A 17,769-nucleotide genomic window follows, 5' to 3' on the forward strand; every position below is an offset into this window, starting at 1 on the left:
CCCATGCCTCTCACCCCTGTCCTCACCACCCGGTGGGGCGCCGACCAGTCCTGGCGGCTGGCCACGTACGAGCGGCTCGACGGCTACTCGGCGCTGCGCACCGCGCTGTCGATGACGCCGGAGGAGCTGGTCGCCCTGGTCAAGGACTCCGGCCTGCGCGGCCGGGGCGGCGCGGGCTTCCCGACGGGCATGAAGTGGAGCTTCATCCCGCAGCCCAAGCCTGGGGAGACGCCGACCGGCCCGGCGGCGATGCCCAAGTACCTGGTCGTCAACGCCGACGAGGGGGAGCCGGGCACCTGCAAGGACCTGCCGCTGATGATGGCCGACCCGCACTCGCTCATCGAGGGCGTGATCATCTCGGCCTACGCGATCCGCTCGCACCTGGCGGTCATCTACGTGCGCGGGGAGGCCGTGCACGCCCACCGCCGGCTGATGTCCGCCGTCGAGGAGGCCTACGCCGCGGGCTACCTCGGGACCGACATCCTCGGCACCGGCTACGACCTCGAACTGATCGTGCACGCCGGCGCGGGCGCCTACATCTGCGGCGAGGAGACCGCGCTGCTCGACTCGCTCGAGGGCTACCGCGGGCAGCCGCGTCTCAAGCCGCCGTTCCCCGCCGTCGCCGGCCTCTACGGCGCCCCGACGGTCATCAACAACGTCGAGACGCTGGCCAGCGTCCCGTTCGTCGTCCGCGGTGGCTCCGACTGGTTCAAGGAGTTCGGACCGGAGAAGTCGCCGGGCCCGAAGATCTACTCGCTGTCGGGTCGCGTCGTCCGGCCGGGCCAGTACGAGGCCCCGATGGGGACGACGATGCGCGAGCTGCTGGAGATGGCCGGCGGGGTCCGTCCCGGACACGAGCTCAAGTTCTGGACGCCGGGCGGGTCCTCGACGCCGTACTTCACCGCCGAACACCTCGACGTGCCGCTGGACTTCGACTCGGTGGCGGCCGCGGGCTCCATGCTCGGCACGACGGCGCTCATGGTGTTCGACGAGACCGACTCGATCGTCGAGGCCACCCTTCGGTTCACCGAGTTCTACGCCCACGAGAGCTGCGGGAAGTGCACCCCCTGTCGCGAGGGCACCTACTGGCTGGTGCAGATCCTCGACCGGATCGCCCACGGCCGGGGCACCGCCCAGGACCTCGACCTGCTGGTCGACACCTGCGACAACATCCTCGGCCGCTCGTTCTGCGCCCTCGGCGACGGCGCCACCAGCTGCATCTCCAGCTCGCTGAAGTACTTCAAGGACGACTACGTCGCCCTGCTGCCGCCCGAGGAGCAGGCCCGGCTCGGTCGCAGCCTCCGCATCGAGCCCGTCGGAGTCGCCTCGTGACGATCACTCCCGCCGCGCCGCAGCCCGCTCCCGCGGTTCCGCCCGGCGCCCCCGGTCCGCACACCCCGCCGGACGCCGTGCACTGCACCATCGACGGCTTCGACGTCGCCGTCCCCAAGGGGACGCTGATCATCCGCGCGGCCGAGCAGGTCGGGGTCTTCATCCCGCGGTTCTGCGACCACCCGTTGCTGGAGCCGGTCGGCGCCTGCCGGCAGTGCCTGGTGGAGGTGGAGGGGCAGCGCAAGCCGGTGGCCTCCTGCACCATGCCGGTCACCGAGGGCATGGAGGTCCACACGCAGCTGACCAGCCCGGTCGCCGACAAGGCCCAGCAGGGCACGATGGAGCTGCTGCTGATCAACCACCCGCTCGACTGCCCGACGTGTGACAAGGGCGGCGAGTGCCCGCTGCAGAACCAGGCGATGAGCAACGGCCGCACCGAGAGCCGGTTCGTCGACGAGAAGCGGACCTATTCCAAGCCGTTGCCGATCAGCAGCCAGGTGCTGCTCGACCGCGAGCGCTGCGTGCTCTGCGCCCGCTGCACCCGCTTCTCCCAGCAGGTGGCCGGCGACCCGTTCATCGAGCTGTTCGAGCGCGGTGCGCTGGAGCAGGTCGCCATCTACGAGGACGAGCCGTTCGAGTCCTACTTCTCGGGCAACACCACCCAGATCTGCCCGGTCGGTGCGCTGACCAGCGCGCAGTACCGCTTCCGGGCCCGCCCCTTCGACCTGCGCAGCGAGGCCAGCGTCTGCGAGCACTGCGCGTCGGGTTGTGCGATGCGCACCGACTACCGGCGTGGCAAGGTCACCCGCCGGCAGGCCGGGGACGACCCGGCGGTCAACGAGGAGTGGACCTGTGACAAGGGGCGCTACGCGTTCCGCTACGTCACTGCCAATCAGCGGCTGACCACGCCCCTGGTCCGGCGGGACGGCGAGCTGCAGCCGGCCTCCTGGCCCGAGGCCTGGGCCGCCGCGGCGGCGGGACTCCTGCAGGCCCGTGAGGACGGCGGGGTCGGCGTCCTGCCCGGCGGCCGGTTGACCGTCGAGGACGCCTATGCCTACGCGAAGTTCGCGCGCCTGGCGCTGGGCACCAACGACATCGACGCCCGCGCCCGCGCCCACTCGGCCGAGGAGCTCGCGTTCCTGGCCGCGACCGTTGCCGGCACCGGCCCGGGGCGTGGCGGGGTCACCTACGACGAGCTCGGGAAGGCCCCCGCGGTGCTGCTCGCCGGCTTCGAGCCGGAGGAGGAGTCGCCGATCGTCTTCCTGCGGCTGCGCCGGGCCGTGCGCACGAAGAACCTCCCGGTCTTCGACCTCGCGCCGTTCGCCACGCGGGCCGCCGAGAAGCTGCAGGCCACCGTCCTCACCACGCTGCCCGGCGCGGAGGCGCAGTCGCTGCGCGCGCTCGCCGACGGCACCTGGGGTGGTCCGGCGGTCGAGGCGCTGCGTCTGCCGGGTGCCGTCGTGCTGGCCGGCGAGCGGCTGGCCGAGGTTCCCGGGGCGTTCTCCGCCCTCATCGCCCTCTCGCGGGCCACCGGGGCGCGGGTCGCCTGGGTGCCCCGCAGGGCGGGGGAGCGCGGGGCCGTCGAGGCCGGCGCGCTGCCGAACCTGCTCCCGGGTGGGCGCAGCGTCGGCGACGGGACCGCACGGGCCGAGGTGGCCGCGCTGTGGGGGGCCGGCGCCGAGCTGCCGGCGGGGCCCGGGCGCGACCTCACCGGCATCCTGACCGCCGTCCGGGACGGGAAGCTCCCCGGACTGCTCGTCGGCGGCGTCGACCCCGGCGACCTGCCCGACCCGGCACTGGCCGAGACAGCCCTGGCGAGCGCCTCGTTCGTGGTCAGCCTGGAGATGTTCCCGACGACCGTCACCCAGTGGGCCGACGTCGTCCTCCCGGTCGCCGCCGCCCCCGAGAAGGCCGGCAGCTACCTGGACTGGGAGGGCCGTGCGCGGTTCTTCGACGCGACCCTGCACGGCAGCGGACAGCTGACGGACGGACGGGTGCTGCAGGGCCTGGCCGACGAGATGGACGTCGACCTGCGGCTGCCCACCCCCGAGGCGGCACGGGCGGAGCTCGCCGCCCTGGGTGCGGTCCGCCGCCCGGCCGAGGGCCACGCGATCCAGAGGGCGATCCAGGTGCAGGGCCTCGACGTGCCACCCCAGCCCGCGCCGTCCCTCCGCGCCGGCGAGGCCGTGCTGGCCTCCTGGCGGCAGTTGCTCGACGTCGGGACGCTGCAGCGGGACGAGCCCGAGCTCGCGGGCACGGCCCGGCCGCCGGTGGTCCGCATCGGCGCCGGCACCGCCGGTGCGCTCGGCATCGTCGAGGGAGACCGGGTCACCGTCAGCGGACCGACGGGATCGGTGAGCCTGCCGGTGCGGATCACGCCCATGCCCGACCAGGTGGTGTGGCTCCCCATGAGATCACCGGGCAGCGACGTCCGCTCCGACCTCGGCACCGGCCCCGGTGGCGTCGTGCGCCTGACCGTGTCCCCCGCCCTTGCCGCCCCGACGGGAGGCGCGCTGTGATGTTCCTGGCCAGCCCCGACCAGCCGACGCTCGAGGACTTCGGGCACGACGTCTGGTGGATCGTGCTGATCAAGATCGTCGGCATCTTCGCCGTGCTGGTCTTCATGACGCTGTTCGCGATCGTGTTCGAGCGCAAGGTCGTCGCCCGCATGCAGCAGCGGATCGGCCCCAACCGGGTCGGCCCCCGCGGCTACCTGCAGAGCCTGGCCGACGGGCTGAAGCTGGCGTTCAAGGAAGACATCATGCCGGCGCTGGCCGACAAGCCGGTCTACTTCCTGGCGCCGGTCATCGCCACCATCCCGGCGTTCCTCGCCTTCTCGGTCATCCCGCTGGGACCGACGGTCAGCATCTTCGGCGAGCGCACCCCGCTGCAGCTCACCGACGCCCCCATCGGCGTCCTCATCGTCCTCGCCTGTTCCGCGATGGGCGTGTACGGCATCGTGCTGGCCGGCTGGGCCTCCGGCTCGACCTATCCGCTGCTGGGCGGGCTGCGCAGCGCCGCGCAGATGGTCAGCTACGAGATCGCGATGGGCCTGTCGATCGTCGCGGTCTTCCTCTACGCCGGCACGATGTCGACGTCGGAGATCGTGGCCGCCCAGGCGGACGGCAACCAGCTGTCCTTCTTCGGCTGGGAGTTCACCGGTCCGAGCTGGTACGCGATCCTGCTGCCGGTCTCGTTCGTCATCTACGTCATCGCCGTCGTCGGCGAGACCAATCGTGCGCCCTTCGACCTCCCCGAGGCCGAGAGCGAACTCGTCGGCGGCTTCCACACCGAGTACTCGTCGCTGAAGTTCGCGCTGTTCTTCCTGGCCGAGTACGTCAACATGGTGACCGTCTCGGCGCTCGCCGCGACCCTGTTCCTCGGTGGGTGGCGGGCCCCGTGGCCGATCTCCATCTGGGACGGCGCCAACACCGGCTGGTGGCCGCTGCTCTGGTTCTTCCTCAAGGTGGTCGTTGCGCTGTTCGTGTTCATCTGGCTGCGCGGCACGCTGCCCCGACTCCGCTACGACCAGTTCATGCGCTTCGGGTGGAAGGTGCTCGTTCCCACCGCGCTGCTGTGGATCCTCGTCGTCGCCACCATGCGCACCGTCTCCCGCGAGGCCGAGCTGTCCACCGGCGAGGTCGCCCTCTACGTCGGCGTGCCGCTGGCGGCGGTCGTCCTCGGCGGCCTGCTCATCGCCAGCCGGGCGGCCAACCGGGACACCCGGCTCATGGCCGAGCAGGCCTCGGCCGGCGCGGTCCACGCCACGGATCCGGAACCCGACATCCTGCCCCCGGCCGGCCCGCGGCGCCGGATCACCGGCGGCCCCAGCCGTGCCGAGGGCGGCTTCCCGGTGCCGCCGATGGACCTGAAGGTGCCGCCGTCGCCGCGGCTGCGGCGCCAGCAGGTGAGTACCGACGGCACGGTCGTCGGAACCGGACGACGGGGCGCGACCAGCACCGTTCTGGACCCCGCGACCGCCCCGAACACCACCAAGGAGAACGGTGATGTCTGAGCGCAAGCCGGGCGAACAGGACATGGTCCGGCGTTCGCGCGGGGAGGTCGAGCGCTCCTCGGAGGGCGGCCGCAACCGTCCCGCCGTCCGGGACGGCCTGCTCCCCGCGCCCGCGCAGGGGTTCGGGGTCACCTTCGCGCAGATCTTCCGCAAGGTGACCACCGAGCAGTACCCGTTCGAGCCCAAGGTGACCAAGCCGCGCTACCACGGGCGGCACGTGCTGAACCGGCACCCGGACGGCCTGGAGAAGTGCGTCGGCTGCGAGCTGTGCGCCTGGGCGTGCCCGGCCGACGCGATCTACGTCGAGGGCGGCGACAACACCGAGGACGCCCGCTTCTCACCCGGTGAGCGGTACGGCGCGGTCTACCAGATCAACTATCTGCGCTGCATCTTCTGCGGACTGTGCATCGAGGCCTGCCCGACCCGCTCGTTGACCATGAGCAACGACTTCGAGCTCGCCGACGACAACCGTCGCGATCTGATCTACACCAAGGAGCAGCTGATGGCGCCGCTGCTGCCCGGCATGGAGGCCCCGCCGCACCCGATGCGGCTGGGCGACGACGAGAAGGACTACTACCTGCGCGTGCCCGGCTCGGCGCCGGCGGAGGCCGTCAGGGTGCGGGACGAGAGCACCGTGGGGGAGCGGGCATGACCGAGACCCTCAGCGGTGCCGAGACCGTCGTCTTCTGGGTGCTGGGCCCGATCGCGCTGGCCGGCGCACTGGGCATGGTGTTCAGCCGCAACGCGGTCCACTCCGCGCTGTGGCTGGTCAACACCATGCTGGCGCTGGGTGTGTTCTACGTCGTGCAGGAGGCGCCGTTCCTCGGCGCGGTGCAGATCATCGTCTACACCGGCGCCATCATGATCCTGTTCCTGTTCGTCCTCATGCTCGTCGGCCGGGACTCCTCGGACTCCGTCGTGGAGACCCTCCGCGGGCAGCGGATCGCGGCCACCGTCCTGGGCGTCGGCTTCGCCGCCCTCGTCGGCGCGGGGATCGCCCGGGCCACGCGGGGCCTGACGGTCATCGGCCTGGAGGGCGCCCAGGGGGAGGCGGGCAACATCCCGGCGATCGCCGAGCGGCTGTTCACCGACTACCTGCTCGCCTTCGAGGTCACCAGCGCGCTGCTGATCACCGCGGCCGTGGGGGCCATGGTCCTGGCGCACATCGAGCGGGCGCCGGGGGCCCGGCAGACGCAGAAGGAGCTCTCGCGGGCCCGCTTCCTCACCTCGGACCGGCCGCAGACGCTGCCCGGGCCCGGCGTCTTCGCCCGCGCCAACTCGGTGGCCGTGCCGGCGATCCTGCCCGACGGCAGCCCGTCGGAGGCCAGCCTGGCGACCGGCATCGAGCCGCAGGAGCCCGACGAGATGCCCCGGCCCACCGGCCGGGAGCAGTTCGGCACGCCGGACGCGGCACTCGGCACCACCGAGGGCACGCCCAGCGCCATCCCCGGAGGGCGGGAGCAGTGAGCGAGCGTGCGAGCGAGCCCCGGGGCGGAGCACCCGGGCGCATGACGGCGGCGAGCGCCGGCGAGGAGATGTCATGACCCTCACGTACTACCTGGTGCTCGCGGCGATCCTGTTCACGATCGGCGCCGTCGGCGTCCTCGTGCGCCGCAACGCGATCGTCGTGTTCATGTGCATCGAGCTGATGCTCAACTCGGTGAACCTGACGCTGGTCACCTTCGCCCGGGCCACCGGCACCGTCGACGGCCAGATCATGGCCTTCTTCGTCATGGTCGTCGCCGCGGCCGAGGTCGTCGTCGGTCTCGCGATCATCATGTCGATCTACCGGACCCGCAGGTCCGCCTCGGTCGACGACGCCAACCTGCTCAAGTACTGACGCGCGAGACGGGGACATCTGTGTCTGAGACGCTGCCCGCCGACGGGCTGCTCGGCTTGTCGTGGCTGCTGATCGCGCTGCCGCTGGCCGGCGCCGCGGTGCTGCTGCTGGGCGGTCGGCGCACCGACCGCTGGGGCCACCTGCTGGGGACGGCGACCGTCGTCGCCGCCTTCGTGCTCGCGGTGGCGTGCACCTTCCAGCTCGCCGGGTTGGAGGAGCGCTCGGCCGAGGTGGAGCTGTTCACCTTCATCTCCACCGGTGAGCTCGACGTCCGGGCGGGGTTGCTCTACGACCCGCTCTCAGCGGTGTTCGTGCTGCTGATCACCGGCGTGGGCTCACTGATCCACATCTACTCGATCGGCTACATGGCGCACGACCCCGCGCGCCGCCGCTTCTTCGCCTACCTCAACCTCTTCGTCGCGGCGATGCTGCTGCTGGTCCTCGGCAACAGCTTCGTGGCCCTGTACGTCGGCTGGGAGGGTGTGGGTCTGGCGTCCTACCTGCTCATCGCCTTCTGGTACACCCGACCGGCGGCGGCCACGGCGGCCAAGAAGGCGTTCATCATGAACCGGGTCGGCGACGTCGGCCTGGCCCTGGCGATCTTCGTGATGTTCGCCCAGCTGGGGACGACCTCCTACGCGGGCGTCTTCGGTGCGGTCGGCACCCTCGCCGGCGGCACGGTGACGGCGCTCGGGTTGCTGCTCCTGCTCGGGGCGTGCGGCAAGTCGGGGCAGTTCCCGTTGCAGGCATGGCTACCCGACGCCATGGAGGGCCCCACCCCGGTCTCCGCGCTCATCCACGCCGCGACCATGGTCACCGCGGGCGTCTACCTGATCGCCCGCTGCGCGCCGATCTACGACGAGACGCCCACCGCGCGGGCCGCCGTCCTGGCGGTCGGCGCGGTCACCCTGCTGATCGGCGCCATCGCCGGCTGCGCGTACGACGACATCAAGAAGGTGCTGGCGTACTCGACGGTCAGCCAGATCGGCTACATGTTCCTGGCCGTCGGGCTCGGCCCCGCCGGCTACGTCGCCGGCCTGGCGCACCTGCTCGCGCACGGGTTCTTCAAGGCGGGTCTCTTCCTCGGCGCCGGCTCGGTCATGCACGCGATGAACGACTCGGTGGACATGCGCCGGTTCGGTGGCCTCTGGAACAAGCTGCCGATCACCTTCGCGACGTTCGGCCTGGGCTACCTGGCCCTGATCGGCTTCCCGTTCCTGTCCGGCTACTTCACCAAGGACGCGATCATCGAGGCGGCGCTGGACCGCGGCGACGTCTGGGGCTGGGTCCTCGGCGGTGTCGCCGTCCTCGGTGCCGGGCTGACCGCCTTCTACATGACCCGGCTGATGCTCATGACCTTCTTCGGCCGGGCGCGGTGGGAGGACGGCGTGCACCCGCACGAGGCGCCCTCGGTGATGACGGCGCCCATGATCGTCCTGGCCGTCGGCTCGGTGGGCGCGGGCTTCCTGCTCGTGTCGGCGTTCCCGCTCTCGGGCTGGCTGGAGCCGGTGTTCGGCGAGCCGGAGGAGGCCGCCCACGTGGTCGCGCCGCTGACCGTGGGCCTGGTGGTGACCGCGGTGATGGCGCTCGGCGTCCTCGCGGCCTGGCTGTTCGTCGGTCGCCGCGAGGTGCCGGTCACCGCGCCCGTGCGGGTCTCCCCGGTCACCCGGGCGGCCCGCCACGCCCTGTACGCCGATGCCGTCAACGAGTCGCTGTTCATGCGCCCCGGCCAGTGGCTGACCCGGGCGCTGGTGTTCGTCGACAACCGGGGCGTGGACGGCGCGGTCAACGGCCTGGCCGCCACGCTCGGCGGCTCGTCGTCGCGGCTGGGCCGGGCGCAGACCGGCTTCGTGCGCACGTACGCCCTCGGCATGCTCGGCGGCGCCGTGCTCGTCGCGGGCGCCCTGCTGGCGGTGACGGCGGGATGAGCGCAGCGCCCCGCGGGTGCGGACAGCCGGCACCGAGCCAGACCTCCGGAAAGGGATACCGATCGTGAGCGACCTGCCGTTCCTGCTGCTCATGATCGCGGTGCCCGCGGTCGGGGCGGCCGTCGTCGCGGCGCTGCCCCGGGGCCGCGACCAGCTGGCCAGGCAGGTGGCGCTCGGAGTGAGCCTGCTGGTGCTGGTGCTCGCCGTGCTCGCCGCCGTCGCGTTCGACACCGCCGGAGAGCGCTTCCAGCTGACCAGCTCCTGGACCTGGATCGCCGACTTCGGGGTCTCCTTCGCCCTCGGCGTCGACGGCATCGCCCTGGTCATGCTGCTGCTCATCGGGGTGCTCGTACCGGTCGTGATCGGCGCCTCCTGGCAGGACGACGCCGCCGGCATCGGGGACGTGGCGACCGACAAGCGGTCGATGAAGGCCTACTTCGCCTGGCTGCTGCTGCTCGAGGCGATGATGGTCGGCGTCTTCGCCGCGACCGACGTGTTCCTGTTCTACGTCTTCTTCGAGGCGATGCTCGTCCCGATGTACTTCATCATCGGGAGCTTCGGCGGGCCCCGGCGGCAGTACGCCGCGGTGAAGTTCTTCCTCTACAGCCTGGTCGGCGGCCTGATCATGCTGGCCGCCGTCATCGGCCTGTACGTGGTGAGCAACAGTCAGCTGGGTGAGGGGACGTTCGCGTTCGACGCCCTCCGCGGGCTCGAGATCGACCCCGGCGTGCAGAAGCTGCTGTTCCTCGGCTTCTTCATCGCGTTCGCGATCAAGGCCCCGCTCGTGCCGTTCCACACCTGGCTGCCCGACTCCGGTTCCGAGGCTCCCATCGGTGGTGCGGTCCTGCTGGTCGGCGTCCTGGACAAGGTCGGCACGTTCGGCTTCCTGCGCTACTGCCTGCCGCTGTTCCCGGACGCATCGCGGTTCTTCGCGCCGTACGTGCTGGTGCTCGCCGTGGCCGGCATCCTGTACGCCGCCCTGCTGGCGATGGGCCAGAGCGACATGAAGCGACTGGTGGCCTACACCTCGATCTCGCACTTCGGCTTCATCGCGCTGGGCATCTTCGCCTTCACGACCGAGGCCGCCACCGGCGCGGTGCTGTACATGGTGAACCACGGGATCGCGACCGGCCTGCTGTTCCTGGTCGTCGGGATGCTCATCGCCCGCGGCCGGTCCCGGCAGATCGGTGACTACGGGGGAGTGGCGGCGAAGGCGCCGCTGCTGGCCGGCGTGTTCCTCGTCGCGGGGCTGGCCTCCCTGGCGCTGCCGGGCACCAACAGCTTCGTCAGCGAGTTCCTCGTGCTGATCGGCTCGTTCCCCACGCAGCCGGTGTTCACGATCCTGGCGACGGCCGGGATCATCCTGGCCGCGCTCTACATCCTGCTGATGTACCAGCGGACGATGCACGGCCCGCCCCGCGGCGTCCTCCTGCAGGAGGACCCTGCCGAGCCGTTGCCGGCCGGAGGTGGTGCGACCGCGACGCTCGCCGCCCCGACCCGCTCGCTGCGCGTGCTCGACCTCGACCGGCGTGAGCTCGCGGTGGTGGCACCGCTCGTGGCGCTGATCATCGTCCTCGGCGTGTACCCGCAGCCGCTGCTCGGCCTCATCGAGCCGGCCGTCAGCGCCACCATGAGCGACCTCGGAGGGACCGCCCGATGATCGAGGCCCCTGACCTCTCCCTCGCCGCCCTGGCGCCGCTGCTGTTCATCTTCGGGGCGGCCTGCGTCGGCGTCCTCGTCGAGGCCTTCTGGCCCCGGGACACCCGGCACCCCGTGCAGGTCTCCGTCGCCCTCGTGGGCACGGTGGGCGCGCTGGTGTGCACCCTGCTGCTGGCCGGGAGCCGGGAGATCACCGCCGGGGGAGCGCTGGCCGTCGACGGCGCGGGGCTGTTCCTCCAGGCGACGATCGCCGGCCTGGGGGCGCTGTCCCTCCTGCTGTTCGCCGAGCGGTCGCTGGACCCGGCGCGGTCGGCCTTCGTCACCTCCGCGGCCGTTCCGGCGGGCAGCCCGCGCGACCGGGAGCTGCTCACCTCGACCCGCGTGCAGACCGAGGTCTACCCCCTGGCCAGCTTCGCCATCGGCGGGATGATGCTGTTCACCGCCGCCAACGACCTGCTCATCATGTTCGTCGCGCTCGAGGTGCTCAGCCTCCCGCTCTACCTGATCAGCGGGATGGCCCGGAGGCGGCGGCTGCTGTCCCAGGAGGCGGCGGTCAAGTACTTCCTCCTCGGCGCCTTCGCCTCGGCGTTCTTCCTCTACGGGCTGGCGCTGGTCTACGGCGCCACCGGCAGCGTCCGGTTCAGCGACATCCGGTCGGCCTCGCTCGCGGACGGCACCGACATCCTGCTGGTGCTGGGCCTGGCGCTGCTCGTCGTAGGCCTGCTGTTCAAGGCCAGCGTCGCGCCCTTCCACACCTGGACGCCGGACGTCTACCAGGGTGCCCCCACCCCCGTCACCGCCTTCATGGCGGCCTGCACGAAGGTGGCCGCCTTCGGGGCCATCCTGCGGCTGCTCTACGTCGCCTTCGGCACGGCGGAGTGGACGTGGCGGCCGCTGGTCTACGGCGTCGCCATCGTGTCCATGATCGTCGGCGCCGTCCTCGGCCTCACCCAGACCGATCTCAAGCGGATGCTGGCCTACTCCTCGATCGCCCATGCCGGGTTCCTGCTGACCGGCGTCATCGGGCTCGGGGCCGGCGGCGAGGGCTCGGGCCTGGCGGCCACGATGTTCTACCTGCTGGCCTACGGGCTGACCACTCTCGGCGCCTTCGCCGTCCTGACGCTGATCCGGGTGGGCGACGGGGAGGCGACCCATCTCTCGCAGTGGGCCGGGCTCGCCTCCCGCTCCCCGCTCGTCGCCGCGGTGATGGCGCTGTTCCTCCTCGCGCTGGCCGGGATCCCGCTGACCGCGGGCTTCACCGGGAAGTTCGCGGTGTTCCGGGCGGCGATCGAGGAGGGTGCCTGGCCGCTGGCCCTGGTGGCCCTCCTCGCCAGCGCCGTCGCCGCGTTCTTCTACCTGCGGGTCATCGTGCTCATGTACTTCTCGTCCCCGGCGGCCGACGGGCCGACCGTGGGCGTCCCGGGCCTGCCCACGACGATCGTCCTGGCCATCACGGCCACGGCGACGGTCGCGCTCGGCATCGTGCCCGGGTCGGTGCTCGACGTCGCCGAGCAGGCGGCTATCTTCGTCGGTTGATGACCGGAGCCCGTGCCGCAGTCGAGGGCACCATTGTCGAGGTGCAGCGTCGGATCTCCACCCCGGCGTCCACGATCGGCCCCTGGCTGCCGGAGGGGGCGCTGGGTGCGGCGCTCGCCGAGGGCCTCGCCCGCGTGGAGTCGGCGCTGGCCGAGGCGGTGGGGAGCGAGCACGCCTTCATCCGGGAGGCAGCCGGTCACCTGATGTCCGCGGGCGGCAAGCGCTTCCGGCCGATGCTGGCCCTGCTCGCCGCGCAGCTGGGCGACCCGGACGCTCCGGGGGTCACCGAGTCGGCGGTGGTGTGCGAGCTGACCCACCTGGCCACGCTGTACCACGACGACGTCATGGACGAGGCCGCCGTCCGCCGGGGCGCTCCCAGCGCGAACAGCCGCTGGACCAACAGCATCGCCATCCTCACCGGCGACCTGCTCTTCGCCCGCGCCTCCGACCTGCTGGCCGACCTCGGGCCCGAGGCGGTACGCATCCAGGCACAGACCTTCGAGCGGCTGGTCACCGGCCAGATCCGGGAGACCGTCGGCGCGGAGCCCGGGGTGGACCCGGTCGCGCACTACCTCGACGTCCTGGCCGACAAGACCGGGTCCCTGGTGGCCACCTCCGCCCGCTTCGGCGCGAGCTTCGCCGGCGTGGACCGGTCGCTGGTCGACGCGCTCACCGCCTTCGGCGAGGAGGTCGGCGTCGCGTTCCAGCTCTCCGACGACCTGCTCGACATCGTCAGCCAGGACGGGGCCTCGGGGAAGTCGCCCGGCACCGACCTGCGCGAGGGGATCGCGACCCTGCCAGTGCTGTTCGCGCTGGCCGACGACGATCCGGCCGACGCGCGGCTGCGGCAACTCGTCGCCGCTCCGGTGACCGATGACGACGACCACGCCGAGGCGCTCGCCCTGCTGCGGTCCTCGGCGGCCCTGGAGCGCGCCAACGACGTGCTCGCCCAGTACGCCGACCGTGCTCGTGCCCGCCTCGACGCCGTTCCGGCCGGAGACGTCCGGGACGCGCTGTCGGCCCTCTGCGATTACGTGGTCACCCGCACCAGCTAGCGAAAGGACCCCCCATGCCCCCCACCGCTCGCAAGCTCGCAGTGGGGCCCTGCATGGTGGCCCTGCTGCTGCTCGTCCTGGCCGGGTGCACGGACACGGCGGTCGGCGGTCCACCCGCATCGCCGGGAGCCCCGCCGCCCGGCTCGTCCGCGGCCGCTGTCGCGCCGGCGCTCGACGTGGCCGTCGTCGCCGAGGGGTTCGACCACCCCTGGGACGTCGCCCAGGCCCCCGACGGGACGCTGCTGGTCGACGAGCGCTCCGGAGGGTTCACCGCGGTGCTCCCGGACGGCTCCGTGCGTGACGTCCGCGCCGACTTCGGTGATCTCTTCGCCCAGGGGGAGACCGGCCTCATGGGTCTGTCCCTGGATCCCGCCTTCGGGCAGAACCGGCGCTTCTACAGCTGCCAGGGTGTCCGCTGGGACGGCCGCACGTCGCTCCCGGCGTCCATCGCGGTGATCGCCTGGACGGTCAGCGACGACTGGAGCTCGGCCACCCGGGTCGCGGACCCCTTGGTCGGGGGAATCCCGGTCAACGCCCGCACCGGCCGGCATGGTGGATGCCGGCTCGCCTTCGCGCCCGACGGTGCGCTGCTGGTCGGCACGGGCGACGTCGCCGACGGCGGCGTCGCCCAGGACCCTCGTGCGCTCGGCGGCAAGGTGCTCCGCGTCGATCCGGCCACCGGTGAACGGGCGGTCTGGACCCTCGGCCACCGCAACGTCCAGGGGCTGGCCGTCCGAGCGGGCAGCGGCCAGGTGTTCGCGGTCGAGCACGGCCCGGACCGCGACGACGAGGTCAATCTGTTGCAGGCCGGCGGCAACTACGGGTGGAACCCCGGCGGCGGTGGCTACGACGAGAGCGTGCCCATGACCGACCGCGGGATCCCGGGAGCGATCCCGGCCGTGTGGTCCTCGGGCGTGCCGACGCTGGCCCCCAGCGGCGCGACGTTCCTAGAGGGTCAGGAGTGGGGGGCCTACGACGGATTGCTGCTCGTGGCGCTGCTCAAGGGGCAGGGGGTGCTGGCCCTACGGCTCGACGACGACGGCGCGCTGGTCGAGCAGTTCCGGCTGCCCGAGCTCGAGGGGCGGTACGGCCGGATCCGCAGCGTGCTCCAGGGGAGCGACGGCGCGCTGTACCTGACCACCGACAACGGCGGCGGGGAGGACGCGCTGCTGCGCGTCGCCCCCCGCCGCTGAGGTCTACCGGGACTCCACCGTCCAGGTGTCGTTGCCGGCCAGGAGGGCGTCGAGGTCGGCGGGCGCCTGCACGCGGGCCATGTCGAGCTGCTCGGCCATCATGGCCTCGTAGGTCGGCTTCTGCACCGACCGGAAGACGCCCATCGGCGTGTAGCGCAGGTCCTGGCTGGACAGCCGGGACAGCGCGAACGCGTAGGCCGGGTTCTCCCGATGGGCGTCGTGGACCACGATCTCGGACTCGTCGACCTGGTTGGTCTCGGCGATCCGCAGTCCGCCGAAGTCGTCGCGCACCACGCACGAGGCGCCTCCCGGGCCGAAGACCAGGGGCTTGCCGTGCTCGAGCGGGATCGACCACTGGGTGCCGGTGGTCGGGTCCTTCAGCAGCTCGAACGCGCCGTCGTTGAAGATGTTGCAGTTCTGGTAGATCTCCACCAGCGAGGTGCCCTGGTGCTCGGCGGCCTGCCGCAGCACCTCGGTGAGCCCCTTGCGGTCGGAGTCCATGGCCCGGCCCACGAACGTCGCGTCGGCGCCCAGCGCCAGCGACACCGGGTTGAACGGGTGGTCCAGCGAGCCCATCGGGGTGGACTTGGTGACCTTCCCGACCTCCGACGTCGGCGAGTACTGGCCCTTGGTCAGGCCGTAGATCCGGTTGTTGAACAGCAGGATCGTCATGTTCACGTTGCGACGCAGCGCGTGGATCAGGTGGTTGCCGCCGATGGACAGCGCGTCGCCGTCACCGGTGACCACCCAGACCGAGAGGTCGGGGCGCGAGGCGGCCAGCCCGGTCGCGATCGCCGGCGCCCGCCCGTGGATGGAGTGCATCCCGTAGGTGTTCATGTAGTACGGGAAGCGGGAGGAGCACCCGATCCCCGACACGATCACCATGTCCTCGCGAGCGATGCCGAGGCTCGGGAGGAAGCTCTGGACCGCGTTGAGGATGACGTAGTCACCGCACCCCGGGCACCAGCGCACCTCCTGGTCGGTCTTGAGGTCCTTGGCCTTCAGCTCGGTCTGCTTCGGTCCGTGCGTCGCGACCGACGCGGCGACGGCGTCGGCGATGGGCCCCTCGGCCGGCATGCCGAGTTCAACGGTGGTCATTCCGCGCCTCCGGTGGCGTCGACGCTCAGTGGTGCGCCGTGGGTGGAGTCGATGGCGTCCTGGAGCACGGCCGCGAGTTCGGCGGCCCGGAAGGGCAGGCCGCGGACCTGGGTGTGGCTCTCGATGTCGATCAGGTACTTGGCGCGCAGCAGCATGGCCAGCTGGCCGAGGTTCATCTCGGGGCAGACGACGCGGTCGTAGCGGCGCAGGATGTCGCCGAGGTCGGCGGGCATCGGGTTGATGTGGCGCAGGTGGATCTGGGCCACCGACCGGCCGGACCGGCGGATGCGCCGGCAGGCGGCGCCGACCGGCCCGTAGGTGGAGCCCCAGCCGATCACGGCGACCCGCGCGTCACCGTCGGGGTCGTCGACCTCGGTGGGCGGGAGGTCGGCGGCGATGCCGTCGACCTTGGCCTGGCGGGTGCGGGTCATGAAGTCGTGATTGGCCGGGTCGTAGGAGATGTTGCCGGTCCGGTCGGCCTTCTCCAGCCCGCCGATACGGTGCTGCAGACCGGCGGTCCCCGGGACCGCCCACGGCCGGGCGAGCGTCTTCTCGTCGCGCAGGTACGGGAGGAACTCGCCGTTCTCGCCGTTGGGCTCGGTGGCGAACTGCACCGCCTGGGTCAGGTCGGGCAGCTCGTCGACGGCCGGGATGGCCCACGGCTCGGCTCCGTTGGCCAGGTAGCCGTCGGACAGCAGGATGACCGGCGTCCGGTACGTGAGCGCGATCCGGCACGCCTCCATGGCGGCGTCGAAGCAGTCGCCGGGGGACCGGGGGGCGATCACTGGGATGGGTGCCTCGCCGTTGCGACCGAACATCGCCTGGAGCAGGTCCGACTGCTCGGTCTTCGTCGGCAGGCCGGTCGACGGGCCGCCGCGCTGGACGTCGACGATGACCAGCGGCAGCTCGGTCATCACCGCCAGGGCCATCGCCTCGGACTTCAGGGACACACCGGGCCCGGACGTCGTCGTCACGCCGAGGGCCCCACCGAAGGAGGCGCCGATCGCCGACGCGATGCCGGCGATCTCGTCCTCGGCCTGGAACGTGCGCACGTTGAAGGACTTGTGCTTGGACAGCTCGTGGAGGATGTCCGAGGCGGGGGTGATGGGGTACGCGCCGAGGAACATCGGCAGCTTCGCGCGCTGACCGGCGGCCACCAGGCCGAGGGCGAGCGCCTGATTCCCGGAGATGTTGCGGTAGCGGCCGGGCGCCATCGGCGCGGGCTTGACCTCGTAGGAGACCGCGAAGGCCTCCGTCGTCTCGCCGTAGTTGTACCCCGCGCGGAAGGCCGCGATGTTGGCCGCGGCGATCTCGGGCTTGCGGCGGAAGGTGCGCTCGAGGAATCGGATCGTGCCCTCGGTCGGCCGGTGGTACATCCAGGAGAGGAGGCCCAGCGTGAACATGTTCTTGGAGCGCTCGGCCTCCTTCTTGCCGAGGCCCGAGTCCTTGAGCGCGTCCAGGGTCATCCCCGTCAGGGGCACGCTGACGGTCTGCCAGCCCTCCAGGGAGCCATCCTCGAGCGGGTTGGTCGCATAGCCCACCTTGGCGAGGTTCCGCGGGGTGAACTCGTCGGAGTCGACGATCAGCAGGCCGCCGCCGGGGAGGTCGGCGAGGTTGGCCTTCAGTGCCGCCGGGTTCATCGCGACCAGGACGTCCGGGGCGTCGCCCGGCGTCATGATGTCGTGGTCGGCGAAGTGCAGCTGGAAGGAGCTGACCCCCGGCAGGGTCCCCGTTGGCGCCCGGATCTCGGCCGGGAAGTTCGGCAGCGTCGACAGGTCGTTGCCGAAGCTCGCCGTCTCGCTCGTGAACCGGTTGCCGGTCAGCTGCATGCCGTCGCCGGAGTCGCCGGCCAGCCGGATGACCACGCGGTCCAGCTCGACGACGCTCTTCACGAGTCCGCCGGGCGCGGCGCTGTGCACCGCGGCCGAGCCGTCGATGGACGGGGCGCCGGTCGTGAGGGTCGGGTTGGTGCGTGTCATCAGCGGTCTACCTCCACCGGCCGAGGTTACGTGCGTGTGTCCTCGGCCGGAATGTCGATCCGGACACCTCGATCTCTTCATCTGCCAACCGGCCGCGACGGTTCCTCATTCCGACGGGGGAGAGGTCGGCGGCC

At 71.8% G+C, this 17,769-nt stretch carries 13 protein-coding genes; 11 read left to right on the top strand and 2 right to left on the bottom strand.

Going from position 1 to position 17,769, the window contains the following annotated elements:
* The first annotated feature begins 3 nt into the window (after positions 1–3).
* The 11 genes from nuoF to CHB94_RS09995 all read left to right on the top strand — a co-directional run bounded on the left by nuoF (position 4) and on the right by CHB94_RS09995 (position 14,558).
* On the top strand, positions 4–1,332 hold the full coding sequence (gene nuoF, locus CHB94_RS09945) for an NADH-quinone oxidoreductase subunit NuoF (RefSeq protein WP_089336420.1): 1,329 nt from the start codon (positions 4–6) through the stop codon (positions 1,330–1,332).
* Positions 1,329–3,851 carry an NADH-quinone oxidoreductase subunit G gene (locus tag CHB94_RS09950; RefSeq protein ID WP_089336421.1) on the top strand — a complete coding sequence of 841 codons (2,523 nt, stop codon included), beginning with the start codon at positions 1,329–1,331 and terminating at the stop codon, positions 3,849–3,851. The genes nuoF and CHB94_RS09950 overlap by 4 nt, the downstream gene beginning before the upstream one ends.
* Positions 3,851–5,347: an NADH-quinone oxidoreductase subunit NuoH gene (gene nuoH, locus CHB94_RS09955; protein ID WP_089336516.1), complete on the top strand. Its 1,497-nt coding sequence runs from the start codon at positions 3,851–3,853 to the stop codon at positions 5,345–5,347. Before CHB94_RS09950 ends, nuoH begins: the two co-directional genes overlap by 1 nt.
* Entirely contained in the window at positions 5,340–5,999 is a 660-nt protein-coding gene (nuoI, locus tag CHB94_RS09960) for an NADH-quinone oxidoreductase subunit NuoI (protein ID WP_254920544.1), read from the top strand. Before nuoH ends, nuoI begins: the two co-directional genes overlap by 8 nt.
* Entirely contained in the window at positions 5,996–6,814 is an 819-nt protein-coding gene (locus CHB94_RS09965) for an NADH-quinone oxidoreductase subunit J (RefSeq protein ID WP_089336422.1), read from the top strand. The genes nuoI and CHB94_RS09965 overlap by 4 nt, the downstream gene beginning before the upstream one ends.
* 73 nt (positions 6,815–6,887) lie before the next feature.
* Positions 6,888–7,187, top strand: coding sequence for an NADH-quinone oxidoreductase subunit NuoK (nuoK, locus tag CHB94_RS09970; protein WP_089336423.1), 300 nt, complete (start codon positions 6,888–6,890; stop codon positions 7,185–7,187).
* Positions 7,188–7,207: 20 nt separating this feature from the next.
* A complete protein-coding gene (nuoL, locus tag CHB94_RS09975; RefSeq protein ID WP_254920545.1) occupies positions 7,208–9,115 on the top strand; it encodes an NADH-quinone oxidoreductase subunit L in 1,908 nt (635 codons plus the stop codon).
* Positions 9,116–9,179: 64 nt separating this feature from the next.
* On the top strand, positions 9,180–10,775 hold the full coding sequence (locus tag CHB94_RS09980; RefSeq protein WP_089336424.1) for an NADH-quinone oxidoreductase subunit M: 1,596 nt from the start codon (positions 9,180–9,182) through the stop codon (positions 10,773–10,775).
* Entirely contained in the window at positions 10,772–12,310 is a 1,539-nt protein-coding gene (gene nuoN, locus CHB94_RS09985; protein ID WP_089336425.1) for an NADH-quinone oxidoreductase subunit NuoN, read from the top strand. Before CHB94_RS09980 ends, nuoN begins: the two co-directional genes overlap by 4 nt.
* A complete protein-coding gene (locus tag CHB94_RS09990) occupies positions 12,310–13,365 on the top strand; it encodes a polyprenyl synthetase family protein (RefSeq protein WP_089336426.1) in 1,056 nt (351 codons plus the stop codon). Before nuoN ends, CHB94_RS09990 begins: the two co-directional genes overlap by 1 nt.
* Positions 13,366–13,379: 14 nt before the next feature.
* Positions 13,380–14,558, top strand: coding sequence for a PQQ-dependent sugar dehydrogenase (locus CHB94_RS09995; protein WP_254920548.1), 1,179 nt, complete (start codon positions 13,380–13,382; stop codon positions 14,556–14,558).
* A 3-nt stretch (positions 14,559–14,561) separates the two neighbouring features.
* On the opposite strand, the gene CHB94_RS10000 is transcribed toward CHB94_RS09995, so the two are convergent.
* Together CHB94_RS10000 and CHB94_RS10005 are read right to left on the bottom strand one after the other, a co-directional pair.
* Positions 14,562–15,656 (bottom strand): 2-oxoacid:ferredoxin oxidoreductase subunit beta, encoded by a 1,095-nt coding sequence (locus CHB94_RS10000; RefSeq protein ID WP_089336427.1) that lies wholly within the window; start codon positions 15,654–15,656, stop codon positions 14,562–14,564.
* The gene (locus CHB94_RS10005; RefSeq protein WP_089336428.1) at positions 15,653–17,635 is read right to left on the bottom strand and encodes a 2-oxoacid:acceptor oxidoreductase subunit alpha; all 1,983 of its coding nucleotides are present in this window, start codon (positions 17,633–17,635) and stop codon (positions 15,653–15,655) included. The genes CHB94_RS10000 and CHB94_RS10005 overlap by 4 nt, the downstream gene beginning before the upstream one ends.
* Positions 17,636–17,769 lie beyond the last annotated feature (134 nt).

It is taken from the genome of Blastococcus mobilis, from assembly GCF_900188025.1.
Taxonomy (GTDB): Bacteria; Actinomycetota; Actinomycetes; order Mycobacteriales; family Geodermatophilaceae; genus Blastococcus_B; species Blastococcus_B mobilis.